Genomic DNA, 26992 nt, shown 5'->3' with positions numbered 1-26992 from the left:
CGACCATCGGCGCGACCCCCTCGACCGCCGCCCAGAAAGCGGCGGATCAGCCGTCGAGCGTGTCCTTCTCCACATATTCGCCCTTGCCGTAGTCGTACTCCACGGGGTTGCCGTCCTCGTCGGTGCGGGTGTACCACTCGGTGACCTCTGGGGCGGTGGAGTCGAAGTCACCGCCGGTGGCGCGCTCGTCGGCCTCGTCGGTGGGCTCGACGGCCAGGGCGAAGTTGTCGCCGTACTCGGTGACGCCGTGCTTCACGGCCTTCTGGATGGCCTTCTCCTGGTAGTGCTCACGGATGGCCTGCGGGTCATTGCGCAGCAGCTTGACCAGCGCGACGGCCATCAGGACCAGCACCAGGGCAAAGGGCAGGGCCGTGATCACCACCAGGTTCTGCAAGCCCTGCAGGGCATTTCGGCCACCGAAGAGCAGGATGACGACGGCAATGCCGGCCATGCAGATGGCGAAGAAGGCCGTGATCAGCTTGTTGGGTTCCGGATTGCCCTTCTGCGCCAGCTGCGAGTTGACCAGCGACGCCGAGTCCGAGGTGGTCACGAAGAAGACGCCCAGCATCACGATCACCAGGGCGGACACCACACCGCCACCCGGTAGCTGGTCCACCACGGTGTAGAAGATCTCGGCGGGCAGTGGCAGCGAGGCCGCAGTGCCGTCGGGCGCGATCATGTGCGCGGCGTCCCCGGCCGCTTCGGCCTTGCGTTGCAGGAAGATGGCCGTACCGCCCAGGATTGCGAAGGCCAACACGATGATCGACGAGGGGATCAGCAGCACCCCCAGCACGAACTGCCGGATGGTGCGCCCGCGGGAGATCTTCGCGGTGAAGACGCCGACGAAGGGTGCCCAGCTCACCCACCACGCCCAGTAGAAGGTGGTCCAGGCCGACAGGAAGGTCTCCATCTCCGGCCCCTCGGACATGTTGGCGCTGAGCATGTCCGGCATGTGCCCGAAGTAGTCGACGATGGCGGCCGGGACCATGTTCATCAGGAAGGCCGTGGGACCCGCGACGAAGAAGAACAAGGCCAGCCCGAGCGCCATCACCATGTTGATGTTGCTGAGCCAGCGGATGCCCTTGGCGACGCCGGAGACGGCCGAGGCGATCGTCGCAATGGTCAGCACTCCGATGATCCCCAGGGCCAGCCGGTTTCCGGTGGGCCCGAGCCCCGCGACGACCTCCACGCCGCGCGCGATCTGCAAGGAACCGATGCCCAGCGTGGCGGCGGTGCCGAAGAGCGTCGCGATGATGGCCAGCGCATCGATGAGGCGGGCCACCGGCGAGTCCGTACGGCCGCCCCACAGGGAAGTGACCACGGCGCTCATCAGCGGCACCTTGCCGCGCCGGTAGGAGACATAGGCCACGGCGAGCCCGACGATGGCGTAGATGGCCCAGGCATTGAGCCCCCAGTGCAGTGCCGCCTGCGCGATGGCTCCCTTGACGGCCTGCGCCGTGTTGGCGTCGTAGTGCGCACCAGGACGTGGACTGAGGTAGTAGGTGAGCGGCTCGTAGGGGCCGAAGAAGATGATGCCGATGCCGATTCCTGCGCCGAAGAGCATCGCCGCCCACGAGCCTGTTGAATACTCGGGCTTCTCGCCGTCGAGGCCAAGGGTGATCTTCCCGAAGCGGGAGAAGGCAATCACCAGCAGGAAGAGGATCATTCCGATGGCCAGGACGTTGAAGGCCCAGCCCAGATTGCGCATCACCCACTGGAGGGTTGCGGTGGAGGTGTCGAAGACCTGCTGCGGTGCGGCCAGGCCCCATGCGACGAAGCCGATGATCAGTGCGCCGACCACGCCCAGGATCGCCTTGTCCACGCCATAACGAATCCTCTGGTCCTCGACGGAGACGCCCGGGACGAGGGCCGGGTGGATGCTGTGCGGGTAGTTCACCTCCCGCAGGAAGGTGCTCGAGGGGCGACGACGCGGGTGGGAACGCCGCTTCTCCGCCCGGGCCGCCTCCCGTTGTGCCTTCTGCACGGCGCGCTTGCGGGAACGGGAGCGGGGCTCTGGGTGGCTCACGGGCTCTCCTCAGATAGGAAATCCTGCACAGGGCTGCGTCCACACTATGGCCGTCGGTGGTGAATTTTGCGGCAATCCGGGAATCAACCTCCAGATTGGCCTGCGGGCTGTGGGCCCGAGGGGAGAGGCGGCCCGGGGTCCACCCCGTGGCGGATTCTCGTGGGAGGCAGGATGGAGGGCATGGACACCAAGCAGGCTCTGGAACGCTTCGACCAGCTTCCCGCGGTACGAAACGACGAGATGATCGGTAGCTGGGCAGGTAGTGGCCTGCCCACCGGGCACCGGCTCGACGGGCTGCTGGAAACCTTGGGCTGGAAGGGAAAGCGCTTCGAGGACCAGGAGACGGTGCATCCGCTGGTCTTCGCCGATTCCCGGGGAGAGTTCCTGGTGGACCCGGCATGGCTGCCCGCACGGTTGCTGCCGCACGCCGGGGTGCTCACCAGCGGTGCTGTGGGCCGCGTCGCGGAGTCATTGTCACGGCGGGGCCTGTTACGGGTGGCCACCACCCGTCGTCCGGGAGCGCGGCTGCGCCGCGTCGAGCACCGGGGAATGGTGAGTGCGGCGATGGTCTACGACGCGCTGCCGATCATCGACCACTTCCGGCGTCTGGACGAGGTCACGCTGTTGGGGTTGATGGACGCCCGCGGGTTGGAACCCTACTTCTTCCAACTTCATCGGCAATGATCCGGGCACACTCGGCGGCCCCGTCGACACCCTCGTGCTCGCGGGCAACCTGTCTGGCGGCCTGCAGGATCCCGGGATCCCCCAGCAGGCGACACAGGGCGTCGCGGAAGCGCCGGGCGTCGCCGCGCAGTGCCCGCGGGGACAGGGCGATTGCATTGCCGCGACGGGCCCAGACGTCCACATTCCACCGCTGTTCGGCGCTGAGCCCCATCCCGATGAAGGGGATTCCGGTGGCGCAGGCGGTCTGCACGGTCCCCTGCCCACCGTGCAGCACTGCGGCGTCCACCAGCCCTTCGAGGCGGTGCGCGGGGACGAGATCCGTGACGTGGATGTTTCCGGGGAGCCGGGACTCCTCCTCGGGCGTGAGGTACTGGCGCAGCGGTGCGATCACCTCGACGGGCGCCTCGGCCAGGGCGCGCAGGGCATGGCGCGCCAGCTCTGGGCTCCCGGAGGATCCGAAGGCGCAGTAGACGACGCGGCGTTCGCCGGCCACCAGTTCGTCGACGATGCCGGGCATCGGGGCGTCCAGCCTGGCGAAGACCGGGCCGACGCGATGGCGCCCCGCGGGCAGTGGGGAGCTGCCCACCTCGTCGGGCATGGCGGTGAGCAGGACGTGGTCCGCGCCGAGCAGGTCACCCAGGCTGCGCATCCGCACGTCGTTCTCCCGGCCGACGCGCTGGAAGGATGACGGGAGCAGTGGCGCGCCGCCGACGAGGCGGGCGGCGAGGCTGGCGAGTCCCTTGTTCAGCAGCCTTCCGGGGCCGTGGGGTGGCAGGATCGGCAGGCCGCGGCCCGAGGCGAGGTGCGCGGCGCTGAGGGCGTATGGCACCGGATAGAAGAGTGGGACGCCCTCGGCGCGGGCGGAGATGGGCGTGGTGGGGTTGGTGCCGTGCACGACGGCCGCTGCCCCGAGATCCCGAATGGCGGCGCGCTCCACCGCGACGCGTTCGCGCACCCGCTCGAGGGTGAACGGGTGGCGCAGTGTGCGGCCCTGGTCGAAGGCAACCACCTGACGGGCCTGCTCGTCGGTGAACGGTGTGGCGCCGGGAAGGCGCGTGAAGCCGGCCTGGGTGACGAGGTGGTCGAAGCCCTTGTCGTGCACCAGGAAGACGGGGCGCATGCCGGAGTGGTTGCGAAGGGCGCGTGCCACCTCCACCATGCGGGTGACTTCGGCCAGGTTCAGCCCGATCGGGTTGAACAGAACCGTCGTGGCGGTGTCCATGTCTGGACGCCACGCGCCCGCGGGGTCGCCGAACCTGGGCCTCGGGGGTCCAGTTCGTGCGGCTGGGGTGAGTTCAGGCGCTGGCGGAATGCCGAGTGGGGGGTGCGGCCCGGGTCAGCCAGCCAGCCTGCGCCGCCTCGCGCTGGGTGGCGGTCTTCACCGGCGGCCACGGGGCCTGCTGAAGTGAGGACTCGGCGCGCTGTGATCCAAGGCGGAGCCATTCGGGCAGCTGCTCCCGGACGAGCGAATCACGCGACGGGGCGAACGGGTTGATCATGGCGATTCCTTGCGTGGAGTCGATGCGGAGCCTCCCCAAGACTCCATGGACCGGACTCCAGAGTGACAGGACGGGGAGCCAACCATTCGTCGCAGTGCGCCACCCATCAGGGGATGCACAGGGAATCGAGGCTGCTGCGCCGGGCTAGAACAGGGAGGCCACGGGGGCTCCACCCGTTGCCCCGGGCAGTCGGAGCCGCGCCTCGAGATCGGGATAGGGGTCGCCGAGGGGCTGCCGACCGCTCCGGATCTGATCGGTCAGTTCACCCAGCGTCGGCCCGCTGACGTAATGCCGGGCACGAGTCTCACCGCGGGCGGTGAGCAGCCCGACCTCGGCCATGCGCTGCAGGTCCTTGGTGGCTGTCCGAGGATCGATGCCGCCAGATCTTTCCATGTGGCTCGCGCGTGTGACGCGTCGCCCTTGATAGGCGTCGAAGAGCACGTCGGCCGCACGATCCGGCAGCCCGAACGTGGCGACCAGCTGGTCCAGCTCCCCCCACAACACTTCGGCCTCACTGAATCGGCGGCGCAAGGTCTGGGCCTGCATGTGATGGGCTCGCAGGTTGAACTGGATCCAGAGCGTCGCGTCATTCTCTGGATGCCAGGCTCCCTGTCCGGTCGCTGCGAGAATCCGGTAGTAGTCGTCGGTGTTGCTGCCCAACCACTCCTCGATGCTGGAGAACTCCGGAGTGATCACCTTGTCGCGCGCCATCACCATGGTCTGGAGTGCCCGAGCCATGCGGCCGTTGCCATCGCGGAAGGGGTGGATCATCACCAGGTTCAGGTGGGCCATGGCAGCGCGAACCATGGGATCGACCGGCGCTGGGCTCGCCAGAGAAGCAACCAAGGATTCCATCAGGTCGGGCACGAGCTCCGGATCGGGCCCTTGGTAGACAGTGCGATCTCCCCTGTCATACCGGACGTAGATCTCGCTGGTGCGATAGCAGCCAGGCGACTTGGAGAAGTCGTGCTCCAACAGCATGAAGTGCATGGTGCGCAAGGTCTGCGCGTCAATGGTGAAGCCCGGGGCCGTGGCGAGGTTGATCACGTAGGTGAGGACCCGTCGATAGCCGGTGATTTCAGCCCATGTCTTCTGGTCCGCAGACAAGGGCTCCTCGTCGTCCATCGCGGCCAGCGCATCCTCGGGAGTGATGGTGTATCCCTCGATGGTGTTCGAGCCCTGCACGGCACGTGCTTGGGCGCTGCGACGCAGCCCACCGTGCCAACGCCGTGGCGTTCGCAGCCTGGAACTCAGTTCGCGCTTCATCCCGTTGATCTCGGCGGCGACGTTCCGGTCGTGGTCGCCCAACAGCGGGGCGCGGTAGATCTCGGCCATGAATGCCCCTTGTTCTAGATGCATTGACCACCCACAGGGCGACCCAATGCATCTAATACTAGATACATTGGGTCGGGATTGGAACCCGGATCCCTCCTCACGTGCGCGCAAGGGCGCCCCGGCCCCACGTCGTGGGAACCGGGGCGCCGAGACAGCGGATCAAGCGGTCAGGAAGGCTTCCAGACCGGCCAGGTCGTCGGTGTTGATGTAGTCGACGCCAGCGGCGGCCAGCTCCTTCCACAGCGCCTCGCGGGCGGGGCCGTCGACGTCGTTGGTGGCCCAGAAGCGCACCGTGTAGCCGGCGTCGTGGGCGGTGGTGACGTAGTCGACGAGCTTGGCGCGCTCGGCGGCCGGCATCTCGCCGACGCCCTGCCAAGTGAACAGCTTGGTCCAGTTCTCGCTGACCAGCGGCATCAGGCAGGGGCTGATCCCGGAGCGCAGGTCGGTGCTGCGGCCGTCGTAGAAGCCGCGACGCACGGTGGCATCGGTCATGGTCTGCAGCGGACGGTTGCCGGAGATGACAGCGGTGACCGGGCCCTGCTTCACCTTGCCGTGGCTGTACTTGGTGAAGACCTGCGGGTACTCGGCCAGGGCCTTCTCGATGGCGGCGTAGGTGGACTCACCATCGGTCTTGATGTCGATCAGCAGCTGCAGCGATCCGTCCCAGCCGGGGTAGGCGCTGCGGCCCTTGCCCTTGGCGATCTCGCGCAGCGGCTCCAGGTAGAGGCCCTTGAGCGTGCGGGTGGGGTCGAGGTCTTCCTTGTCGTGGGCGATCAGCAGCTCGCCGTCGACCAGCCACACGTCGGCCTCGACGGACACGAATCCGTGGGACAGGGCGTCGTACAGCGGACGGGTGTGTTCGTAGTCATTGTGGGCATGGGTCTGGGCGACCGGGGCGCCGAGGTCGGCGGGCGCGCTCTTGGCGTGGGCCGGGGTGAGGCCGGCGGCGAGCAGCAGCGCCGCGAGCAGGGATGTGAACAGCGCGAGGATCTTGCGGGACATGGGTTCTCCTTGTGGGTGTTGAAACTTGCAAGGAAATCGTGGGCGGGTAGCGGGTTGGCGTCGGGCGGATGACCGGTGCATGACAAGACGAGGGGCAGTTCGCGCCTGCCAGACTTGCCGGGTGAACACTCGTCCCGTGGAACTGCGCGCCACCACCTTCGCTGACGCGACACTGGTCAGCAGCTGGGTCTCCAGCCCCGAAGAGCTGCTGACCTTCGCCGGGCCCAAGCTGCGCTTCCCGCTTGATCCACAGGCCCTGCTCGACACCAGCCTTGAGGGGTGGCAGGTGCGTTCCCTGTTCTTCGAAGGGCGGTTGGTGGGAACCGGGTCGTTCACGCTGCGTGACGGCGCGGTGCACCTGGGCCGACTGATGGTCGATCCCCAGCGGCAGGGCGAGGGGCTGGGGCGGGTGCTGGTCACCGAACTGCTCGAACATGCCCGCCTGCACAGCCCTGAACTGGCCCGCTGTCTGCGCGCGACGCTCAATGTCGCGTCGGGCAACGTTGCTGCGAGACGGCTGTACGAGTCGCTGGACTTCAACGTCACAGGGGAGGAAGCCGATCACGGACGCACCTGGCTTGCGATGACAAGGGCCCTGGAGCCGCACGCGTCGCAGAGTTGCCTGTGATCGCATCCCAGGTGACCTGACATCCGAAGGTGCCAAGGAGCGCAGGAGCCGCGACCATCCTGAGTGACATGTTGGGGCCGCCCTCCGTGGAGGGCAGCCCCAACAGTCATCGTCAGGCCAGGACCTCCCCTGCCAACCGCTCCACGGCAAGCCCGGCCTGGTAGCGCTCCAGCCAGGACGCGTAGCCGGCGACACCCTCGGCTTCGGGATCACGGGTGGTCACCTGGGCGTCGGAGAAGACCCGCTCCTCCAGGTAGCCAGCCAGACCACCCTCCCGTTCTGCCTCGGGACGTGCGGCGAAGGCCGCCAACACGGCCATGCCCCACGCGCCGCCCTCACCCGCGGTGTCCCCCACCGCGACGGGAGTGTCGAGTGCTTCGGCCAGCACCTGCTGCGCAACGCCTTCGGTGCGGAAGATGCCGCCGTGGGCGAAGAGCGAGGTGAGCGGCACCTTCTCCTCGTCCAGCAGCACCTTCATGCCGCAGGCCAGCGCGGCGAAGGCCGCGTTGAGCTGCGCCCGCATGAAACTGGCCAGCTTCAGGCCGCTGTCCTGCCCCCGCAGGAAGAGCGGACGCCCCGTGGCCACACCGGTCTGGTGCTCACCGGACAGGTAGTTGTAGGACAGCAGGCCGTCGCAGTCGGCCGGTGCCTCCAGCGCGTGCCCGAAGAGGCGACGGTAGAACTCCTCCCGGTCCACCTCCAGACCCATCAGGGACGGCAGCTCACCGAGCATGCCCAGCCAGGCGTCGAGGTCTCCCGTGCAGTTGTTGGTGTGGATCATGGCGACGGGGTCCCCGGCGGGGGTCGCGACCAGGTCGATCTCCTCACGGATCCCGTTCAGCTCCCGGTCCAGCACCACCATCGCGAAGGCGCTGGTGCCGGCGCTGACATTGCCGGTGCCGGGACGGATGCTGTTGGTGGCCACCATTCCGGTGCCGGCGTCGCCCTCCGGCGGCGCCACCGGAGCCCCCGCCTGCAGCGAGCCACTGGGGTCCAGCAGGCGTGCACCCTCGTCGGTCAGGCTGCCGGCGTCGGCCCCGGCGGGAAGCACCTGGGGCAGCAGGTCGCCGATCTTCCACGGCATCTGGGCCACCTCCGGCAGGGCGTCGAAGGCGTCCATCATCGTGGCGTCGTAGCTGCCGGTGGCGGAGTCGATGGGGAAGACGCCGCTGGCATCGCCCACACCGAGCACCTTGCGTCCGGTCAGCTTCCAGTGGACGTAGCCGGCCAGGGTGGTGATGTGGTCCAGCCGCTCGATGTGCTCTTCGCCCTCCAGCACGGCGTGCAGCAGGTGGGAGACGCTCCAGCGCAGCGGGATGTTCTGCCCGAAGGCCTGCGTCAGCCGGGCGGCGGCCGTGGTGGTGTAGGTGTTGCGCCAGGTCCGGAAGTCCACCAGCTGCTCGCCCTGCGCGTCGAAGGCGAGGTAGCCGTGCATCATCGCGGAGATGCCCAGCCCGCCGAGCCGTTCGAGGTGGACGCCCCAGCGGGCCTCCACGTCGGCCTGCAGAGCGGCGACGCAGGTCTGCAGCCCGCCCCACACCTCGTCCAGGCCGTAGGTCCAGTTGTCGTCGACGCAACGGTTCTCCCAGTCGTGGGCGCCGGAGCCGAGCAGCTGCCCATCGGCGTCCACCAGGGCCGCCTTGATCCGGGTGGAACCGAACTCGATGCCCAGGTGGGCCTTGCCGTCGCGGATGACGCTCGCGCCGTCCACGGCAGCCTTGTCGGTGCCGGTCATCGCGCTCACATCCCCTGGGCCAGGCGGTGGTAGACCTGCCCGACGCGCAGTTCCTGGGCGAAGCCGCGCACCGTGGTGTCCTCGCCGATCTCGGCCAGTTCGATGCCGGCGATGGTGGCGAAGTCGCGGAAGACCTCCAGGTCGACGGCCTGGGTCATGACCGTGTGGTGGGCGGCACCGGCGGTCAACCAGCACTCCGCGGAGGTGTGGAAGTCGGGCTTGGGCTGCCAGACCGCGCAGGCGACGGGCAGCTGGGGCAGCGACTCGTCGGGATCGACGATGTCGACGCTGTTGACCACCATCCGGAAGCGGTCACGCATGTCGGACAGTGCCACCACCAGGCCCTTGCCGGGGTCGGCGGTGAAGCGCAGGCGCACCGGGTCCTCACGGTCGCCGATGGCCAGCGGGTGGATCTCCAGGCTGGCGCGGCCCTGGGTCAACGACGGGCAGACCTCCAGCATGTGGGCGCCCAGGATCTTCTCCTTGCCGGGCGTCATCTCGTAGCAGTAGTCCTCCATCAGGGAGGCGCCGCCGGGCAGCCCGTGGCCCATCACCTTGGCCAGCCGCACCAGGATGGCGGTCTTCCAGTCGCCCTCCGCGCCGAAGCCGTAGCCGTCGGCCATCAGGCGCTGCACGGCCAGGCCGGGCAGCTGCTTGAGGGCGCCGAGGTCCTCGAAGTTGGTGGTGAAGGCGCCGAAGCCGCCCTCCTCCAGGAAGCTGCGCAGGCCCAGTTCCTGCCGGGCGCCGTAGCGCAGGGAGTCGTGGCGTTCCCCACCGCGGCGCAGCTCGACGGCGACGTCGTAGTCCTGCTCGTAGGTGGCCACCAGCTCGTCAACGGCGGACTCCTCGACGGCCTCGACGGCGGCGACCAGGTCGTTGACGCCCCAGGTGTTGACCGAGACGCCCAGCCGCAGCTCGGCCTCGGTCTTGTCGCCCTCGGTGACGGCGACATTGCGCATGTTGTCGCCGAAGCGGGCCAGCCGCATCTGGTGCAGCTCGGCCCAGCCGACGGCGGCACGGGTCCAGTGGCCGATCCGCTGACGGGTCTGCTCAGTGGCCGCGTGACCGACGACGGTCTTGCGGGCAACGCCCAGCCGGGTGGCGATGTAGCCGAACTCGCGGTCGCCGTGGGCGGCCTGGTTCAGGTTCATGTAGTCCATGTCGATGGTGCTCCACGGCAGTTCCGCCTTGTACTGCGTGTGCAGGTGCAGCATCGGCTTGGCCAGCGCGTCGAGGCCCTGGATCCACATCTTGGCCGGGGAGAAGGTGTGCATCCACACGATCACGCCTACGCAGCGGTCGTCGGCATTGGCCTCCAGCGCGATGCGACGGATGGCGTCGCGGTCGGTCAGCACCGGCTTCCAGACGACTGGGACAGGGATCTGCTCGGCATCGTCGAGGAGCCCGGCGACGGCCTGGGACTGCTCGGCCACCTGCTCGAGGGTTTCGGGTCCGTACAGGCCCTGGCTTCCGGTGAGGAACCAGATCTCGCGATTCTCGAAGGGGTTGTTCATGGGAATCATGCCTCCTTTGGCATGTCGGGTGCGGCCCGGCCGATCCGGGCCGCAGGGATGGTCAGGTGTTGCTGGTCAGTGCTGTCCGTAGACGTTCTGGTAGCGGTTGTAGAGGCTGTCGATGTGGCCCTGCTCGATCGGGATCGGGGTGCCCAGCTGGCACGCGATGTGCACGGTGCGGGCCACCTCCTCGCACATCACGGCGGCCTTGACGGCGTCGCGGGCGTCCTTGCCGATGGTGAAGGGGCCGTGGTTCTGCATCAGCACCGCCCGGGAGCGCGATCCCTTGAGGGTCTCGACGATGCCGCGGCCGATCGAGTCGTCGCCGATGATGGCGAAGGGGCCGACGGGGATGGGGCCGCCGAACTCGTCGCCCATCATGGTCAGCACGCAGGGGATCTCCTCGCCGCGGGCGGCCCAGGCTGTCGCGTAGGTGGAGTGGGTGTGCACGACGCCGCCCACCTCGGGCATCTCGCGGTAAACGTAGGCGTGGGCCGCGGTGTCCGACGAGGGCTGCAGCTTGGCGGGGGTTCCGTCGTCGATCTTGTTGCCGTCGAGAGTGCAGACGACCATCGACTCGGGGGCGAGCTCGTCGTAGGAGACGCCCGACGGCTTGATCACGAACAGCTCGGCGCCCGGGACGCGTTCGGAGACATTGCCGGCGGTCCACACCACCAGCTGGTTACGGGGCAGTTCGGCGTGCAGGTCACTCACGCGCTGGCGGGTCTCGGCGACCCGCTGCTGGGTCTGCTGGTCGAGTTCTGCAAGGACGATGGTCATGGTTGCCTTCCTGGGTGTGGGTCTGGCGGAGTGGGGCCGGGTCAGCGGCTGCCCGCGGCCTCGATCTCCTCGAGGGAGCGGCCCTTGGTCTCGGGGACGCAGGTGCGCACGAACAGGACACCGGCGATGCAGATGGCGCCGAAGATGGCGAAGACTGCGGCCTGCGGCATGTGGGCGGTCATGATCGGGAAGAGCAGGCCGACGGCGAAGGAGCCGATCCAGTTGAAGGAGGAGGCCATGCCGGCGGCGCGCCCGCGGATGACCAGCGGGAAGACCTCGCCCACCAGCACCCAGGTCAGCGGCGCCCAGGTGAAGGAGTAGAAGGCCACGTAGATGCTGAGGAAGACCACGATCAGCATCGGGTTCGCGTCGGGGGCGATCTTGGCGATCACGGCCGGCAGGATGAAGGAGATGCCCATCACGCTGCCGCCCAGCGTGAGCAGGGTGCGACGGTTGAAGCGGTCCGCGATGGCCATGAACAGCAGGGAGCCGAGCACCAGGATGACGCCCTGGATGATGGGCCACATCAGGGCCGAGCTGGCCTCCTTGCCGCTGGCCTGCTCCACGATCAGCGGGATGTAGTAGAAGATCGCGTTGGCGCCCTGGAACTGCTGGAAGGCCGCGACGCCGACGCCGGCGATCAGCAGGTAGCGGTAGCGGGGGTTGAGCAGGGTGGCCCACGAGGTGCTCTGCTGGGCATTGGTCTCGGCCTCGATGGCCTGCTGGATCTCGCGGAGTTCGGGCTCCACCTGCTCGGGCTTGCGGATCATGCCGAGCACGGCGCGCGCCATGCCCTCCTGGCCGTTGCGCACCAGGAAGCGGGGCGATTCGGGCAGCTTCAGCACGCCGAGGAAGAGGATGACGGCGGGGATGGCGGCCACCGCCAGCATCGAGCGCCAGGCCCAGGTGGTGGGCAGGTGCTGCAGGAACCAGGCGACGATGTAGCTGAGCAGCATGCCGGAGACGATCATCGTCTGGTTCAGTCCGGACAGCCGGCCGCGCACTCCCGCGGGGGCCATCTCTGCCATGTAGGCGGGGACCAGGGCGGAGGCGGCTCCGACGGCCAGGCCCAGCACCACACGCATCACGATCATGTACGCGAGGCTCCCGTGGGGCGAGACGCCCAGGGCCAGGGAGGCGACGGCGAAGATGATGGCCGCGACGAGGATGCTGCGTCGACGGCCGAGCTTGTCGGCGAGCTGGCCGGACATGGCGCCGCCGAAGATGGCGCCGAGCATCAGCGACGAGGTGATCCAGCCGATGGCGGCCGCATTGCCGGTGAGGCCCCAGTCCTTGGTGAGGAAGGGAAGCGCGCCGGTCATCACGCCGATGTCGTAGCCGAACAGGATCCCGCCGAAGGATCCGAAGAAGTAGATGAAACGGGCCGGGATCTTGCGCTGCTCGGTCTGCGTGGGCGCTGCTGCGGCTTCCGTGCGGAGACTCATGGGAGAAGCAACTCCTGTCGTCATTGACTGTGAGATGAGGTGGATGCGTTCGTTCGATGTGAACGCTAACATCTTGTTCTGCCCTGATTGGCAAGCTGGTTGTGAGTCAGGGAGGTGCCGTGATGATTGAGCAGCGGACCGCGAGGGAGCGGGCGGAGTTGGTGGCTGAGTACTTGGTGTTGCCGCAGGGGTCGAAGGGGCGGTGGCTAGATGAGCATGGGGTTTCCCAGCGGCGGATGCAGTCGTGGCGTCGGCAGTACTTGTATGGGGACTTGGAGTTGGGGTTGGAGCCTCGCGATACTGCGCGTATGAGTGCCACGGATGGGGCGGAGTTCGCCCGGTTGAAGGCGCAGTTGGCCATCGAGCGTCAGGCTCGTGAGGAAGAGGCGCGGCAGGCTCGGGAGCAGATCGAGTCGTTGACCCGGGCCAATGATGCGTTGGGAAAAGCTATCGGGCTCTTGCAGCAGCTGTCCGTCAGGCAGGGGCCCACCAACGGCGAGTGACGGGGCAGGTCAGCGCCGAGCAGGAGCGGTTCTTGGCGGCCGAACAGGCGCTGGTGGACGACCTGCGCCAGGCGGGTTGGAGCCTGCGGCGATCGTTGTCGGTGATCGGGTTGTCGCGTTCGTCGTGGCACTACCGCAGTCATCCCCGTCCCGGGATCGCCAGCCCGACACCACACCGGGGGCGGGCCTACCCGAACCGGGTCGGGGAGCAGGACCAGCAGCGCATCATCGGCCTGTTGCGCTCGGCGGCGCAGCAGGGAATCAGCGCGTATCAGGCGTGGTTCGACGCGTTGGACGCCGGGGATCCGGTGGCGTCGTTGTCGACCTGGTACCGCATCGCCCGCGCCGAACGGATCCGTTGCACCACTGCTCGACGTTCCCGCAAGCGCTCGTCGGCGATGCCGCAGTGGCATGCCACCGGCCCCAACCAGGTGTGGTGCTGGGACATCACCAAGCTGCCCGGCCGGTACAAGGGCCAATGGTTCAACCTGTATGCCGTCATTGACGTGTTCTCCCGCCGGATCATGGCTTGGCGTGTCGAGGACTGCGAGGATGACCAGCTGGCTGCCGACATGTTCACCACCGCATTCACCACGCACGGCGTCCATCCCCGCATCGTCCACTCCGATGGAGGTCCGTCGATGATGTCCGACGAACTCGCCCGCGTGTTCCGCGCGATGGGCATCACCCGCTCCCGCAACCGGCCGCGGGTCTCCAACGACAACCCCCACATGGAGTCATGGTTCAAGACCGCGAAGTACCACCGTGACTGGCCCGGATACTTCACCGACCTCGACGCCGCCCGGTCTTGGGCCGCACGTCGGGTCACCGACTACAACCAGCACCACGCCCACTCATCCCTGGCCGGCCACACGCCCCAGTCGGTTCACGACGGCACCTGGCACCAGGTCCACCACCGACGCCAAGCCACTCTTGAGGCCCTCGCCCACCGATATCCCCAACGATTCACTCAGCCACCCCACCTGGCCACACCACCCGCACATGCCTGGCTCAACCCCGACGGCATCCTCGACGAGCAAACCCGCCGCGAGTGTCTCCACACAGGTTGACAGCTTCCGCTGAGATCGATGTTAACGCTCACATCGACGCGATTGCAAGGGGTCCCCAGTAAGTCGACGGGAACTCCTTGCGGGCGGCATGATCCGGACGGCGCGGGGCGCGCGCCCGGCCACCCGCTACAGTCGCGGGCAGCGGCCCAGCCCACGAGCACAGGTGAAAGAGGCACGAAATGACCACAGCGCCACGTCGGCCCGGGATGGCCGATGTTGCTCGCGCGGCCGGGGTCTCCCACCAGACGGTCTCCCGCGTCCTGAACCAGCCCGACAGCGTCGCCCCCGGCACCCGGGAGCGCGTGCAGCAGGCCATTTCCGCGTTGGGCTATCGCCGCAACATGGGTGCTCGGGCGTTGGCCACCAGCCGCAGCCGCATCCTGGGCGTCATCGTGGACCAGGGCGGCTACTACGGCCCCAGCCAGACCTCGTCGTCAATCCAGATGGCCGCCCGCGAGCAGGGATACGCCACCCTGGTTGCTGCCATCCGCGACACCAGCCAGGCCGAGATCCAGCAGGTGCTGGACCTCTTCCTGGACCACCGGGTGGACGGCATCATCGTCATCGCGCCCCAGGTGCAGCTGATGGACCGCCTCACGGTGCTGGCCGGCGAGGTGCCGCAGGTGCTGGTGGCCGACGGAGTGGAGCCCCTGGAGGGGATGCTCACCGTCTCCGTCGACCAGCACGCCGCCGCCATGATGGCCACCAACCACCTGATCGAGTTGGGACATCGCGACATCGCCCACCTGCGCGGGCCGGTGACCTGGTTCGACGCCCTGGAACGCGAACGCGGCTGGCGCGACGCCATGACCGCGGCAGGCCTTCCCGTGCGCGACGTGCTGGACGGCGACTGGAGTGCCGAATCCGGCCACCGCGCCGGGGTGGCGCTGCTCAAGGACGGGCTGCCCGAAGCGGTGGTCTCCGCAAATGACCAGATGGCCTTGGGACTGATGTCTGCGCTGCACGACGCGGCGGTGTCCGTACCCGGGCAGGTCTCCGTGGTGGGCCACGACGACAGCCCCGGTGCCTCCTACTTCCTCCCGCCGCTCACCAGCGTCCGCCAGCCCTTCGAGAAGCTCGGCGAGGCCTGCGTGGAGGGGCTCATCGGGTTGATCACCGACGTCCCGATCCAGCCGGTTCGGATCACGCCGGAACTGAAGGTGCGCAAGTCGACGGCGTCACGCTGAGAGCCTCTGCAGCGGGTCCATACAGATCTCCTCGAGGGTGAGCCACAGGGCGTCCTGCAAGGGCACAGGCTCGCCTGTGCCAGCCCGCTGTGGCTTGATCGGCGGACGCCGGATTCGCGTCAGCACGGAGTGTGTGGGCAGTTCCAGATGCGGAGGGAATCCAGCACATCGAGAGAGTCCTCGTGGGTGGCTTCTGCCTCCCACGCTGCGAGGACACGGAAGGACTCCAGCACGTCCTCGATGGGGTACCAACCACGAATCAGATGGATGACCACGGGAACCAGCGAGCTGTTCTCGGCGACGGGCATCCGGCGGGGAAGCCCATCACGGACGAGCTGCTGGTAGGCGAGAGCATCCGCGTGGAGCGCCTCCAGCAGGCGGGCATGCTCCTCGGAGCGGAGCGGAGGCCGACCGTCGGCGATGCGCTGGAAGGCGCTGCTGTTTCCCGCCTCCGTCAGCCAATGCGCCAAGAAGACCGCCTCGCGCGTTCCCTCGGCACCGGGCGGCGATTGCGCCCAGAAGTCCTGATCCATCGCGCTCGAGCACGTGCCACGCCCAGACGAGATCTCCCTCGGTCTCGACCGGGCACACCATGCTGAACCCCAGGGGTTGTTCCATGGGACCAGCGTGTCGGGTGGGTCTGACAAGAACGACAGAGCCCACCTTCAGCGTCACGCGAGACCGGGGTCGACGACTGGCTGGCCAGCCAGTGCCCGGTCGGCGTTGTCTGCCCCTCGATCCAGGCCAAGTCCCGGTCAGGTCCAATGCCCTCGAGCAGCGAGGGTGTTCCCTCGGCCAGACCATCCTGCTTGCATGTACGGCATGGTCATCCCTGACACCGAAGCGTCAGCGCGTCACGTAGTAGCCCGGCTGGACAAGATCCGAAGGGCGAAAGTGACGCAAATGACATGGACGATACTGCTCGGACTCATCCTTGGCTCCGGCTTCACAATGCTGGCGGTGATCGCCTTTGCGTCATCGCCTGACGCAGCCTTGCTTGATTCCCTATGGCGAACGTGGCACAACTCCCAACTGGGGCTGGACGCTTCGAACACGGCACTGTCACTCGCTGGCGTCATCCTGACGCTGTGGGTATCCACCGCTCTGTTGACGTTGAGCTCACCAAATTCGCAGGTAGAGGATCTGGAGCAAAGAGCCCTGCAAGAACTAAGGAAGACCTCGACGCGGCAGTTCAGGCTATTGAGCAAACCAGCGTAATCAACCGAAAGATCCACGCAGCCGCCACCCAGTTCTACGACGTATGGCGTGAACACCATGGAGCGCCGGCTGACAAGGCCGCATGGCAGTGGGCGAACAAGTACCTCGACAAGGTTGAGGACCAGTTGAAGCAGAACCGCGAGTCAGACCTCGCGCGTCGTGTTGATTCCTTTGTCTCCAACTTGCTCGATGACGCAGGTCTCAACGTTCGTAACGTGAAAGTGCAGAAGAGTCGAGCCGACTTCGTCCTGGAGCGCGCTTCTGGAGCTTCCGACAGCGATACCCAGGACAGTCGAGAAATCCAGTTGGGCATGTTGAGCGCGGGGCAACGCAACGCGGTCATCCTTGCTCCCGCGCTGGCGGTGGCCGAGAACGGCCCTTTCGGATTCATGATCCTGGATGACCCGGTCCACGCCTTCGACGAACTGCGAGTGGACCGTACGGCGAAGGCGTTGGTGCAGATCGCGCGGGCGCGTCGCGTGATCGTCCTGACTCACGACGAACGCCTCAAGGAGCAGCTCCTTGCCGCAAGCGTCGACGTCGACGTCCGCAGCATCTCGCGCAACTCCAGCGGCACGCTGGAGGTTCTGAGCGCCGACGCCGTGTGGCGTCTCCTGCTGGAGGACGCCCGGCGTCTCTTTGGGCTGGGCCATCTGACACCACTTTCGACGTCGATCAGGGGGCTGTGCCGGCAGGCCGTCGACAACGCGCTTCGCCTGTTCGTGACTCAGCAGGCGGCCAAGAATGGAGCCTCGCCAGACGCGTGGCTTGGCCAGCTCGACGCCGTGAATGTGAACAAATTGTCGGACCGTTTCAGTGCGGCCAGGCGCCCCGGCATCGATGCGGCTGGACTCAACGCTCTGGCAAAGGCCAAGGCCTTATTGACGGACTACGAAGAGCCGTGGAACCGGGCCGCGCACGGACAACCCTCTCAGTGCCCTGGCAAGGAGAAGGTGACCGAGGCGGAGCTCGACACAGCCGAAGCGATCGGCGAAACGCTTACCGGGACCCATCATGTGTGAACTGCCGACCTGCTTGCCCGCCGCCACCGTCACGCGGTTGCGAGCCCACCAGCTGCGCAACCAGCTGGAGCTCATTTCTGCCGCGGCCTTCGGTAACAAGACGGGCACGACGATCACCAGGCACCGCTCAGTGGGAGCGCGCCTGCTCACTCTCTTACCTGCCCCCGATGCCCCTGATTGGGATGTCCGCTATCTCGCCGTGCGCCGCGCGCGGTACTGCTACGCAACCACCTGTGATGTGTTACACGGCCGAACCTCGGCTGTGAACGTTCCGACCTCCCGCGTCAAAGAGTGGGAGGAGACGGTCTCCGAACTCCTTCGGCTGTGGCCCGAGAGGGCTGGCGATGTTGTTTGCCCCGACTGCCGACAGCCGGTCTAACCCAACCCGTCAAGCACTACTATGACGGCCAACACATAGGAGTGACCGTGCAGAAGACTATTGCCGGCGGCGCATCGAGCGCAGCCTCTTGGGCCGTCCATTCTGGGTGCGAGCGTTACCGCGGCACGGACCCGATGGTCACAGGGAAATCGCGAAGGCTGCTCGCCAAGGAGCTGGGAGCGCCCGACGCCACCGCCGGCATTCCGGATGCCCGCTGGACCCGCGCGATGATCTTCGAGCGTCTCTGCCACGACGGGGCCTTTGCGGGAGAGGTGACGGCCCGCGCCACCGGTTGGAGCGGCTTCGAGCGACCCGCTGACGTCTATCGCCACGACTGCAACGTCAGCGTGGTGGACACTCGCGAGGCTCTGCACACCGCAGCGGAACGGGCCCGAGTTGGCTCAGCGACCCTCCTTTACAAGCTGGCCTTCCCGTACCCGGGTTTCACCGAGGGGGACGCGACAACCGTCCTTCCTGACCTGGCCGTTGTTGCCCGTGGCCCCAACGGCCCCACGTTGATCGTCGGCGACGTCAAGGACTACGAGCGGGTCCGGTCCCGTATCGACGACGGCCGCCTGCTCAAGGGATTCCTGCAAGTGGCGATGGGCGCTTTCGCGTTCTCCCAGTGGCCTACCCGTCCTGGCGGGCTTGAAGTGAGCAGCCACGGGTTTCTTGCTGTGCCGCGCAGCGTCTTCCTCCAGCCCACGGTCGAAGTCGAAGACCTGACTGACCACCTCCAGGAGGTCGAGACGCAGTGGCAGAACCGCTTGGACGCGCTCGACCTTCCAGAGACCGTCAACGGAACGGCCGAGCAGCTCGTGGCCCCGCTGGATCCCGGGTTCGACCCCAACACGTGCCCCTCCTGCTCGTTGTTCCGCTACTGCCGCAGCGAGCTGCGCGGAAAGCAGGACCCTGACGCGCTTCTGCGAGAAATCGGCGTCCCCGTCGCTGAACGCGCAGGGGTGGAGGCAATCCTCTCCGGTGGGAACCCCGGTCCCGCTGCTGACCCGACGCTGGTTCGTCGCGTCACGGCCACGGTGTCGGGGCACGTCGGTCGCACCGGGCAACTGCGTCTCGATCCCGTGGGTCGTCCCGGCACCGTGAACGTGGTGGCGGTCAAGAGCGACGCAGCCGCCTTGGGTTTCCATGGACTGGCCGTGAGCCGCGTGACCAACCAAAGCACCACTGAGTGGACCTACAAGACGTTCCCGGACCCACAGGCGGACCTCACCCGTCGCAGCGTCATGGCCCAGATCGGCAACGCGATCGAGCTTGCGATGCGCGAGCTGCGGGAAGCGGACACCGACTCACCCCTGCCGGTACACATCGTCGTCCCGGATGGGGTAACGGCCGACCTGCTCGCCAGCACGGCCGACTTGCTCGCCGGCGTCGAGCTGAGTCGCCTGCGGTGGCAACGTGACAAGGAGATGGGACGCCCCATCCTCACCTACAACGGTGAGGAAGCGACCATGCCGAAGACTCTGGACGGGTCTCGCCGAGTGGCCGTCTCCTTCCTGTTGGAGCAGGACCGGGCGCGGATGCTGTCCCTGCGTGAACCGCTGGTCGACCTCACGTCATTGATGTCGCGCTACTTCGTCCCCGGCGGGGCTTCGAGCCAGGCCCGCCGTCTGGACTACGCGGTCTCGTGGGCGGCCGCACACGAGACAGTCGATCACCGAAGTGTCACCGACTCGATTGAGGAATCCCTCCTGACTCCAGGCGCTCGCCTGTCCAACGAGTCTTCGAACCGCATCCACGCCGCGATGATGGCGGCCCGCACTGGCGCTCGGGGTGACAACTACGACGAGTTGGTGATGGCTGAGCTGCAGTACCGCACCGCCACCTTCGACGCCGCCGTTCGCGCGCTGCAAACAGTCCCCGACTCGAAGCTCCAGCCGGCCTATCGGACTTTCGAGGGGGACGCCCAGCGCGTGTGGCGGCGCCGCATGCGTCTGCGAGCCTCCGACCTGGTTCGTTTCGGGCGCACGTACCCGTACTGGCGCAACCAGTTGGTGGACGTGATCCAGGCTGACGCTACGTGCCAGGCGCAGGTCGCGATGCTCGTGAACCCGTTGAGCGCAGCCGCCGTGGCCACGGACGCTGGCAGCCGTGACGCCTGCTGGGCTCAAGTGACCGCGCTCCAGCCCCTGACGCTCAGCGTGGAGTCACGCCAGTTCGGCGCAGGCGACCGCGTGATCATGCTGTCCAAGGCCGACGCCGCGTGGGTGGAGTCCGCCCCCGTGGTCGTGACCCCGCAGAAGGGCAGCGTCCGACTGAGGAACTTCCCCATCGCTGCGCTGGAGGAGACCGTCCCGGAGCCGACCGCGGAGCAGTTCGTCTGGCAGCCCGCCATCGACCCGGGAGTCGAGGTCGGTGACCGTCTGGTGATCGCTCGTCTCGCCGGTTTCGGTGAGCTGAAGACGTCGAAGGAATTCAACCTCCCCCGGCCGAGCCAGGACGAGAACGCCGCTCCCAAGAAGTCGTGTGAACCCGGCTCCTTCTCCGCCGACTCGGAGGCGCACAAGTGGTGCTGCAAGCCGCACGAGGCCGTGGAACGGGACTTCTCCGACGAGATCGCTATCCGTCGCGCCCGTCGGGAGCTGAACCCCGAGGTGTGGCCACCCGTCCGGGACGACGACGGGTTCGAGGTGCCGGCTGCACACAAACCGACATCACGCAGCGTCGAACCGTTCACCACCACCGCCCCCGAAGGAGTGACCACCGATGAGCTGGAGTGAGGTCACCTTCACCACAGGCCCGGCCGAGGCGGGAAAACACCACGCTGAGGCGGCGGCCGGGAACACGGCAGTGGTCGCCGAGGCGAAAGCGACCCTGTTGACGGCTCTTGCCCATGCGGAGCTGGCAGGCGAGGGAATCACGCACCTGCTGCTGAAGGCGGCGGCTGGCGCCGGCAAGTCCTACGCCCTGCGGCAGCTGATCGTGGCCGCGGCGGGCTCCCCCGGTTCTCGCGCTGTCGGTGTCACCGCCTTCACCAACAACCAGATCCGGCCGTTGGCCGTGGGGCTCGCGAAGGAGTTGGGTCGGGCACGCGTCTGCCTGCACCTGTCACAGAACGCGATGGACCAGCTGCCTCCAGACGTCGAGCAGCAGGTGACGGTGGTCACCAAGGCGAAGGACATCCCAGCCTCCTGCGACGTCCTCGTCGCCACCGCCCACAAGCTCAAGGCCCCCGGCGAAAAGGGGCGCATCGCGGACGCGTTGGGCGTGGAAGAGGGGCATCCCCTGTTCCACGTGCTGTTCGTGGACGAGGCGTGGCAGATGCCGCACCACCTGTTCGACGTTGTCGGCAGGCTCGCGCCGGTAATCGTCGGCGTCGGTGACGTGGGTCAGCTCCCGCCGTTGGAGGTTGGCACGAATCCGTGGCGCGGTGACTCTGGCCACAACCCCTACCGCGCGTGGCCGATCGCCTTCCACGGAAAGTCCTCGACCTGGGAGCGGGAACTGCCCGCGGTGTGGCGTCCGGCGGGGGAAGCGCTGGGACTGTGGCGCGCCTTCTACCCGGGATGGGGCGAGCTGAACTCCGTCGCCGCGCCGGGCGATCGCCGGATCGTTCCCCACGGCAACGGACCGTCGGCGCCGTTGTGGCGGCAGGTGGGCACGGGAGTCCCGACTCTCCTCAAGGTGGACGGGTTGCCCGACTCGGAGGCTCCCGACGTCGACCTTCCGCTCACGCTGGCCCTTGAGGGCTGGCTGGATGATCTGTTCAGCGACGGCTTCACCGTCGAGACCGCCGAGTACGCGTCGGACGCGCAGCCCACGGGAGAGGTGAAGACCGACAATCCGGGAGGCACCGCCACAGGTGACCCGCTGGTCGTGCTGTTGGCGACTCGCAACCAGGCCGTCGACGACCTGCACGCCGTGGCGGAGCGGCTGCGCGAGAAGCACGGGCTGCAGGAGCGCGACCTGGTCGCGTCCACGGTGGACTCCTGGCAGGGCCGAACCAACGCGTTGACCATCGCCTTCCACCCCTTGACAGGCGCGACGCAACTGGACGACTTCAACTCCGCGTTCGGGCGGTTGGCCGTCACCTGCACCCGCGCCACCCATGGATTGCTCGTGCTCAGCAGGACGGGGCTCGATGACCTCCTCGAAACCGCACCGGCCCGCCCGGGAACACCGTTTGGCGAACCCGGCTTCCGACAGTTGCCTCGGCAGACGCACCAGCGGATTCTGGGCAGCTTCGCACGTGGCAAGATCGACCTTTCAGAGCAGCAGAACCAGGGAGCGTGAGCGTGTCTCGTCTGACCGACCTCATCCAGGAGGCGAAGCGTCTCAACCCCGAATTGGGCGAAGCCATCGACAAGGAGGTCAAGCACCTTCAGGATCGCCGCGCCTTCGGCCTCAACTTCGAGCGGCACGCCCCCGAGGCGGTCGACCTGTTCGGCCGCCCCATCCGGATGGGCGACAAGGTGCGCATGCTCGCGCCGCGCGGTGAAACGGCCGCACCCGACACCCGGCTGTGGAAGGTGACCGGAGCGACAGGCGCGGGAGATGGTCGGATCGTCCAGCTTCGCGACGACGCGACCGGGGACACCGCCGAGCACCCGTTGCCCGAACTCGTCGTGGTCGCCGAGAGCAACGACGTGATCTATCCCGGCCTGGAGAGCACCCGTCGCATCGAGCTGGACGGGAACAAGCCGTTCCACACCGTCGTCAACGCCGAGAACCTGCACGCCCTCAAGGCCCTGCTGTACACCCACCGGGCGAGCATCGACTGCATCTACATCGACCCTCCCTACAACACCGGCAATGACGACTGGATCTACTCCGACCGCTACGTAGGCGGCGAGGACCTCTACCGCCACTCCAAATGGCTCAGCTTCATGGAGCGGCGCCTGGTGCTCGCCAAGGAGTTGTCGAAGGACACTGGCGTCATCATCGTCGCGATCGGCGACGACGAGCACCACCGCCTGCGGATGCTCATGGACCAGACCTTCGGCGCGGAGAACTTCATCTCTGACGTTGTCTGGCAGGGCGGACGCAAGAACGACTCTCGCTACGTCTCCAATGGCGCCGACTACATGCTGATCTTCGCCAAGAGAAGTGAGGCTCTCCGTGAGTCCGGAATCCGCTGGCGTGAGACCAAGCAAGGGCTCGCAGAGGCGCGCAAGAAGGCGGCAGAGCTGAGAAGCACGCACTCCCCCGGGCCGGAGCTTGCCAAGGCATGGAAGACATGGCTCAAGGTGGCAAAGGCGGCGGGAACCCTCAGCGATTCGGTTGCACGATTTGACGTCTTGAGCGATGACGGCGAGCCCATCAACACCTACGGAAACATCACATGGCCTGGCAATGGAGGGCACTATTACGAAGTTCCACACCCCATCACAGGCGAGCCGGTCAAGAAACCGCTGACTGGTTGGCGATTCAACGAATCTAAGATGCATGACCAGATCGCAGCCGGGCGCGTGTGGTTCGGGAGCGATGCGTCCGTCATCCCCCGCGGAATCACGTACCTCAGCGAAGTCGAGTCTGAGGTGCCTCTCTCGGTCTTTCAGCAGGACCGAAAGGCTGCAAATACCCGCGCTAGAAAAGTCTTGGGCGACACTCGATTCCCCAATCCCAAGGACCACAACGTCCTCATGCGTTGGATCAGCCTCGTTGCAGGGTCTCATGCAACTGTCCTCGACTTCTTCGGCGGTTCGGGCTCCACGCTGGAGGCCGTCGCCCGACTCAACGCCCAGGACGGCGGCACGCGCCAGTGCATCCTCGTCACCAACAACGAGGTCGGCGCAAAGGAGGCCAAGCGCCTCGTCAAGGAAGGCCATCGCCAGGGCGACCCCGAGTGGGAAGCGGTGGGCGTCCACGACTGGGTGACCAAACCCCGCATCGTGGCGGTCACCACGGGCGAGCGCCCCGACGGGAGCACCTTCGAGGACACGGTTCCTGCCAACGTGGAGTTCTTCAAGCTCACCTACGAGGCGCCGCTCAAGGTGAAGTCGCACCACGACTTCCTGCGTATTGCCCCGCTGCTGTGGTTGCGCGCCGGGGCCCGCGGGCGCCGCATCGAGGAACTGCCGAACGGGTGGGACGTCGCCGACTCCTACGGCGTCATCGACCGACTCGAGCGCGTGGACCAATTCGTCGCGGCGCTCGAAGCCAACCCCGAGGCGAAGCTCGCCTACGTCGTCACGGATGACGAGCGACGCTTCCAGACGGTGTGCGCCGACTTGCCCGACCACGTGGAACCCGTGCGCCTGTACGAGAGCTACCTGCGCAACTTCGAGATCGACGCAGCCAGGAGCGCCCGATGAAGTTCACCCTGAAGGACTACCAGGCCGACGCCGTCTCTGCACTGCTCGAGCGGCTGGAGAGTGCCCGCTCGCAGTTCCGCAGCTTCGACGAGCGCTCGTCGGTGAGCCTGTGCGCCACGACTGGTGCTGGCAAGACCGTCATGTCCGCGGCCGTCATCGAGGCGCTTTTCAACGGGTCCGACGAGTTCGAGTTCGAGCAGGACGAGACGGCCGTCGTCATCTGGTTCTCCGACAGCCCCGAGCTGAACGCCCAGACCAAGCAGCGACTCATGGACGCGTCCGACAAGCTCGTGCGGTCCGATCTGGTGACGATCGAGCCGCCATTCGCCCAGCCACGGCTCGAAGCCGGGAAAGTGTACTTCCTGAACACCCAGAAGCTGGGGGCGAAGTCGAAGCTGACCCGCGGGGCCCCCGCCGAAGACTTGCAGGACGCGATGGTGGACTCGCTGCAGCCGGATGACCAGGCGTGGACCATCTGGGAAACCATCAACAACACCATCGCCGACCCCAACCTGACGCTGTACCTGTTTCTCGACGAGGCGCACCGCGGATTCGGGGCCAAGACCACGCGCGACAAGTCGACCATCGTGAAGCGACTGGTCAACGGGTCGAACCTGGTCCAGCCAGCACCGATCGTGGTCGGCATCTCGGCCACCATCGGCAAGTTCGCCACCGCCATGAGCGACGCTGACTTCCAGTCCAACCGCAAGGCGCTGGAGCCGGTGAACGTTGACGGCGAGCGGGTGCAGGAGTCTGGTCTTCTGAAAGACACCGTGGTGGTCGACTTCACCACCGAGAACGGCGTTTTCGACCGCGCGCTCGTGAGAAAGGGCGCCGAACGACTCCGGAACGCCACCGAGGCGTGGCGGGAGTACGCCCGCGTTCAGCAGGACCCGAGCACCCATGTGGTTCCACTGCTCGTCCTCCAGATCCCCAACAGGCCGGACCATGACGAAGTGGGCCGCGCCCTCGACGTCATCCGTGAAGTGATGCCGAACATCATCGACAGCAACGTGCGTCACGTTCTCGGTGAGCACTCTGACCAAGAGTTCGGCAGCTGGCGCGTCGGCTGGATTCCCGCACAGGACGTGCAGGAGAAGACCGAGATCCGCGTCCTCATCGCCAAGGAGGCGATCAGCACCGGGTGGGACTGTCCGCGCGCGGAGGTGATGGTGAGTTTCCGAACGGCCAAGGAGAAGGACCACATCACCCAGATTCTCGGCCGCATGGTGCGCAACCCACTGGCCCGTCGAGTGCCGGGCGACGAGCGCCTCAACTCCGTCAACTGCCTGCTCCCACACTTCGACCGCACCACGGCCGGCAAGGTGGTGCGAGAGCTCACCGGCACCGCCAAGGACGTCCCCGGTTCCGGCAAGGAAGTCCTGCTCGACGCGCGCGAGATGAGCGTCAACCCGCACATCGAGGACGCCGAAGCCGTGTGGGACGCGTGGCGGGCGCTTCCGACCCAGACGCTCCCGCAGCGGGGCGTGAAACCCGTCAGCCGCCTGCTCCAGTTCGCGACGGAGTTGGAGACGGACGGCATCCGCCCTGGAGCGGTGGCGGAAGCCGAGGAGGAGTGCCTCATCGCGCTGGAGGCGTTCGGGAAGCTGAACCGCAAGGAGATCGAACTGTCACGTCGCGAGGTGGAGACCATTCGCGGCATGTCCATCTCGGGAACCACCGGGGAGGAGCGCCTCAGTTACGAGGAGTTCGCCTTGGAGGCGGACGACCAAGCGGTGGCCATCGCCTACAAGAACGCCGTCGCCGTGTTCAGCGATGTCGCCCGCGCCTTCGTGAACCGAGAGACGGCCCGGGAGGAAGACGACTTTGCCAACCCCGAGCGTGAGGCGATGATCCGCATCTCCGCCCTGGCGACGGCACCTCACGTCCGCGCCTCCGTGGAGCACCGCGCCAACAGCATTTTCGGCGACTGGGACTGGGAACACGGCGACGCCATCGAGCTGCTCAGTGACCTGCGCCGCGAGCGGTACCGCGACATCAAGGCGCAAGACCCCGAGCCACAGGACGCCAGCATGGTGACGCCTCGCAACCGCATGGAGTCGTATCTGGAACTGGACCGCAACGACGCGCCCGTTGCGGCACCGTTGGCCCCGAAGCATCTCATGTCGGACGAGGACGGCAACTACCCGCTCGGCAAGCTCAACCTGTGGGAACGACGGCTCATCCTTGACGAAGTGAGCCGAGCCGACCTCGTTGCCTGGTACCGCAACCCGCCTCGATCGGCCGGGGACTCACTCTGCGTCGCCTACCGGAATGAAATCGGCAACTGGCGCGGTCTGTACCCCGACTTCATCCTGTTCGAGCGGGTTGACGGCCTGATCAAGCCGTCCATCGTTGACCCGCACCGTTTTGACCTTGATGATGCCGTCAGCAAGCTGCGGGCCCTGACCACCTTTGCCCAGCAACACGGAGACAAGTTCCACAGAATCGAGTCGACCATCGAGCTCGGATCCAAGCGGTGGACCCTCGACCTGAAGTCGCCCACCGTGCAGGAGCACGTGCTGCGGTGGAACGAGACCCGCTCCTTGGACAACCTCTACACCTCCCGCGGCACTCCTTCTCGACCTGATCTACCTGCACCTGCCCACTCGGGCGGAACCGTCAGCGCTGATCAGTCGTCACTGATCGAGGGGATGTGATGTCGGAAGGGAGCGCCGCGGGGCTTCGCGGGT

General features: G+C 67.0%; 20 protein-coding genes. 10 read left to right on the top strand and 10 right to left on the bottom strand.

Features of this window, described 5'->3' with window-relative positions; genetic code table 11:
• Positions 1 to 46: 46 nt before the first annotated feature.
• Positions 47 to 2026, bottom strand: coding sequence for a BCCT family transporter (locus EDD41_RS11490; RefSeq protein WP_170165350.1), 1980 nt, complete (start codon positions 2024 to 2026; stop codon positions 47 to 49).
• Between the two features lie 180 nt (positions 2027 to 2206).
• Between EDD41_RS11490 and EDD41_RS11485 the strand changes: the two genes are divergently transcribed.
• Positions 2207 to 2710: a DUF4334 domain-containing protein gene (locus EDD41_RS11485; RefSeq protein WP_211336644.1), complete on the top strand. Its 504-nt coding sequence runs from the start codon at positions 2207 to 2209 to the stop codon at positions 2708 to 2710.
• Here the strand turns inward: EDD41_RS11485 and EDD41_RS11480 are convergent.
• The 4 genes from EDD41_RS11480 to EDD41_RS11465 form a co-directional block, all read right to left on the bottom strand.
• Positions 2643 to 3932 carry a glycosyltransferase gene (locus tag EDD41_RS11480; protein ID WP_123575994.1) on the bottom strand — a complete coding sequence of 430 codons (1290 nt, stop codon included), beginning with the start codon at positions 3930 to 3932 and terminating at the stop codon, positions 2643 to 2645. The two genes, EDD41_RS11485 and EDD41_RS11480, sit on opposite strands and share 68 nt — an antisense overlap.
• A 73-nt stretch (positions 3933 to 4005) precedes the next feature.
• Positions 4006 to 4209, bottom strand: coding sequence for a hypothetical protein (locus EDD41_RS11475; RefSeq protein ID WP_123575993.1), 204 nt, complete (start codon positions 4207 to 4209; stop codon positions 4006 to 4008).
• A gap of 144 nt (positions 4210 to 4353) precedes the next feature.
• On the bottom strand, positions 4354 to 5544 hold the full coding sequence (locus tag EDD41_RS11470; RefSeq protein WP_123575992.1) for a Fic family protein: 1191 nt from the start codon (positions 5542 to 5544) through the stop codon (positions 4354 to 4356).
• 159 nt (positions 5545 to 5703) lie between these two features.
• Positions 5704 to 6546 (bottom strand): phosphatidylinositol-specific phospholipase C/glycerophosphodiester phosphodiesterase family protein, encoded by an 843-nt coding sequence (locus tag EDD41_RS11465; RefSeq protein ID WP_123575991.1) that lies wholly within the window; start codon positions 6544 to 6546, stop codon positions 5704 to 5706.
• Positions 6547 to 6667: 121 nt separating this feature from the next.
• Here EDD41_RS11465 and EDD41_RS11460 point away from each other — a divergent pair, with 121 nt between their 5' ends.
• Positions 6668 to 7174, top strand: a complete 507-nt coding sequence (locus EDD41_RS11460; RefSeq protein ID WP_170165349.1) for a GNAT family N-acetyltransferase — start codon at positions 6668 to 6670, stop codon at positions 7172 to 7174.
• 112 nt (positions 7175 to 7286) lie between these two features.
• Here the strand turns inward: EDD41_RS11460 and EDD41_RS11455 are convergent, their stop codons facing one another.
• The 4 genes from EDD41_RS11455 to EDD41_RS11440 form a co-directional block, all read right to left on the bottom strand.
• Positions 7287 to 8909, bottom strand: a complete 1623-nt coding sequence (locus EDD41_RS11455) for a xylulokinase (RefSeq protein WP_123575989.1) — start codon at positions 8907 to 8909, stop codon at positions 7287 to 7289.
• 5 nt (positions 8910 to 8914) lie between these two features.
• The gene (araA, locus tag EDD41_RS11450) at positions 8915 to 10423 is read right to left on the bottom strand and encodes an L-arabinose isomerase (protein ID WP_123577050.1); all 1509 of its coding nucleotides are present in this window, start codon (positions 10421 to 10423) and stop codon (positions 8915 to 8917) included.
• Positions 10424 to 10498: 75 nt separating this feature from the next.
• The gene (locus EDD41_RS11445; protein WP_123575988.1) at positions 10499 to 11203 is read right to left on the bottom strand and encodes an L-ribulose-5-phosphate 4-epimerase; all 705 of its coding nucleotides are present in this window, start codon (positions 11201 to 11203) and stop codon (positions 10499 to 10501) included.
• Between the two features lie 41 nt (positions 11204 to 11244).
• Positions 11245 to 12648 (bottom strand): sugar porter family MFS transporter, encoded by a 1404-nt coding sequence (locus EDD41_RS11440; RefSeq protein WP_123575987.1) that lies wholly within the window; start codon positions 12646 to 12648, stop codon positions 11245 to 11247.
• Positions 12649 to 12956: 308 nt separating this feature from the next.
• Here EDD41_RS11440 and EDD41_RS16595 point away from each other — a divergent pair, with 308 nt between their 5' ends.
• The 3 genes from EDD41_RS16595 (at position 12957) to EDD41_RS11425 (ending at position 15408) form a co-directional block, all read left to right on the top strand.
• A complete protein-coding gene (locus tag EDD41_RS16595) occupies positions 12957 to 13151 on the top strand; it encodes a hypothetical protein (RefSeq protein WP_148060462.1) in 195 nt (64 codons plus the stop codon).
• Positions 13148 to 14221: an IS3 family transposase gene (locus EDD41_RS11430; protein WP_123574591.1), complete on the top strand. Its 1074-nt coding sequence runs from the start codon at positions 13148 to 13150 to the stop codon at positions 14219 to 14221. The genes EDD41_RS16595 and EDD41_RS11430 overlap by 4 nt, the downstream gene beginning before the upstream one ends.
• 179 nt (positions 14222 to 14400) lie before the next feature.
• On the top strand, positions 14401 to 15408 hold the full coding sequence (locus EDD41_RS11425; protein ID WP_123575986.1) for a LacI family DNA-binding transcriptional regulator: 1008 nt from the start codon (positions 14401 to 14403) through the stop codon (positions 15406 to 15408).
• Positions 15409 to 15527: 119 nt separating this feature from the next.
• Here EDD41_RS11425 and EDD41_RS11420 read toward each other — a convergent pair whose 3' ends face one another.
• Entirely contained in the window at positions 15528 to 15941 is a 414-nt protein-coding gene (locus EDD41_RS11420) for a hypothetical protein (protein WP_123575985.1), read from the bottom strand.
• A gap of 555 nt (positions 15942 to 16496) precedes the next feature.
• Here EDD41_RS11420 and EDD41_RS11410 point away from each other — a divergent pair.
• The 5 genes from EDD41_RS11410 (at position 16497) to EDD41_RS11390 (ending at position 26959) form a co-directional block, all read left to right on the top strand.
• The gene (locus EDD41_RS11410) at positions 16497 to 17648 is read left to right on the top strand and encodes a P-loop NTPase family protein (protein ID WP_148060545.1); all 1152 of its coding nucleotides are present in this window, start codon (positions 16497 to 16499) and stop codon (positions 17646 to 17648) included.
• A gap of 426 nt (positions 17649 to 18074) precedes the next feature.
• The gene (locus EDD41_RS11405) at positions 18075 to 20765 is read left to right on the top strand and encodes a protease-associated domain-containing protein (RefSeq protein ID WP_148060544.1); all 2691 of its coding nucleotides are present in this window, start codon (positions 18075 to 18077) and stop codon (positions 20763 to 20765) included.
• Positions 20752 to 22278, top strand: coding sequence for a hypothetical protein (locus tag EDD41_RS11400; protein WP_123575981.1), 1527 nt, complete (start codon positions 20752 to 20754; stop codon positions 22276 to 22278). Before EDD41_RS11405 ends, EDD41_RS11400 begins: the two co-directional genes overlap by 14 nt.
• A 2-nt stretch (positions 22279 to 22280) precedes the next feature.
• On the top strand, positions 22281 to 24299 hold the full coding sequence (locus tag EDD41_RS11395) for a site-specific DNA-methyltransferase (protein WP_123575980.1): 2019 nt from the start codon (positions 22281 to 22283) through the stop codon (positions 24297 to 24299).
• Positions 24296 to 26959 (top strand): DEAD/DEAH box helicase, encoded by a 2664-nt coding sequence (locus EDD41_RS11390; RefSeq protein ID WP_123575979.1) that lies wholly within the window; start codon positions 24296 to 24298, stop codon positions 26957 to 26959. Before EDD41_RS11395 ends, EDD41_RS11390 begins: the two co-directional genes overlap by 4 nt.
• Positions 26960 to 26992: the final 33 nt, after the last annotated feature.

This window comes from Luteococcus japonicus (genome assembly GCF_003752415.1).
GTDB classification, from domain to species: domain Bacteria; phylum Actinomycetota; class Actinomycetes; order Propionibacteriales; family Propionibacteriaceae; genus Luteococcus; species Luteococcus japonicus.
This window is presented reverse-complemented; position numbering and strand designations above follow the sequence as displayed.

What these genes read in the sequence shown, in the direction of transcription:
- EDD41_RS11440 (WP_123575987.1), bottom strand. Translation starts at nt 12,648, where the DNA reads ATGAGTCTCCGCACGGAAGCCGCAGCAGCGCCCACGCAGACCGAGCAG.
- EDD41_RS11465 (WP_123575991.1), bottom strand. Translation starts at nt 6,546, where the DNA reads ATGTCCCGCAAGATCCTCGCGCTGTTCACATCCCTGCTCGCGGCGCTG.
- EDD41_RS11485 (WP_211336644.1), top strand. Translation starts at nt 2,207, where the DNA reads ATGGACACCAAGCAGGCTCTGGAACGCTTCGACCAGCTTCCCGCGGTA.
- EDD41_RS11425 (WP_123575986.1), top strand. Translation starts at nt 14,401, where the DNA reads ATGACCACAGCGCCACGTCGGCCCGGGATGGCCGATGTTGCTCGCGCG.
- EDD41_RS11445 (WP_123575988.1), bottom strand. Translation starts at nt 11,203, where the DNA reads ATGACCATCGTCCTTGCAGAACTCGACCAGCAGACCCAGCAGCGGGTC.
- EDD41_RS11420 (WP_123575985.1), bottom strand. Translation starts at nt 15,941, where the DNA reads ATGGATCAGGACTTCTGGGCGCAATCGCCGCCCGGTGCCGAGGGAACG.
- EDD41_RS11475 (WP_123575993.1), bottom strand. Translation starts at nt 4,209, where the DNA reads ATGATCAACCCGTTCGCCCCGTCGCGTGATTCGCTCGTCCGGGAGCAG.
- EDD41_RS11400 (WP_123575981.1), top strand. Translation starts at nt 20,752, where the DNA reads ATGAGCTGGAGTGAGGTCACCTTCACCACAGGCCCGGCCGAGGCGGGA.
- EDD41_RS11390 (WP_123575979.1), top strand. Translation starts at nt 24,296, where the DNA reads ATGAAGTTCACCCTGAAGGACTACCAGGCCGACGCCGTCTCTGCACTG.
- araA (WP_123577050.1), bottom strand. Translation starts at nt 10,423, where the DNA reads ATGAACAACCCCTTCGAGAATCGCGAGATCTGGTTCCTCACCGGAAGC.
- EDD41_RS11480 (WP_123575994.1), bottom strand. Translation starts at nt 3,932, where the DNA reads ATGGACACCGCCACGACGGTTCTGTTCAACCCGATCGGGCTGAACCTG.
- EDD41_RS11470 (WP_123575992.1), bottom strand. Translation starts at nt 5,544, where the DNA reads ATGGCCGAGATCTACCGCGCCCCGCTGTTGGGCGACCACGACCGGAAC.
- EDD41_RS16595 (WP_148060462.1), top strand. Translation starts at nt 12,957, where the DNA reads ATGAGTGCCACGGATGGGGCGGAGTTCGCCCGGTTGAAGGCGCAGTTG.
- EDD41_RS11455 (WP_123575989.1), bottom strand. Translation starts at nt 8,909, where the DNA reads ATGACCGGCACCGACAAGGCTGCCGTGGACGGCGCGAGCGTCATCCGC.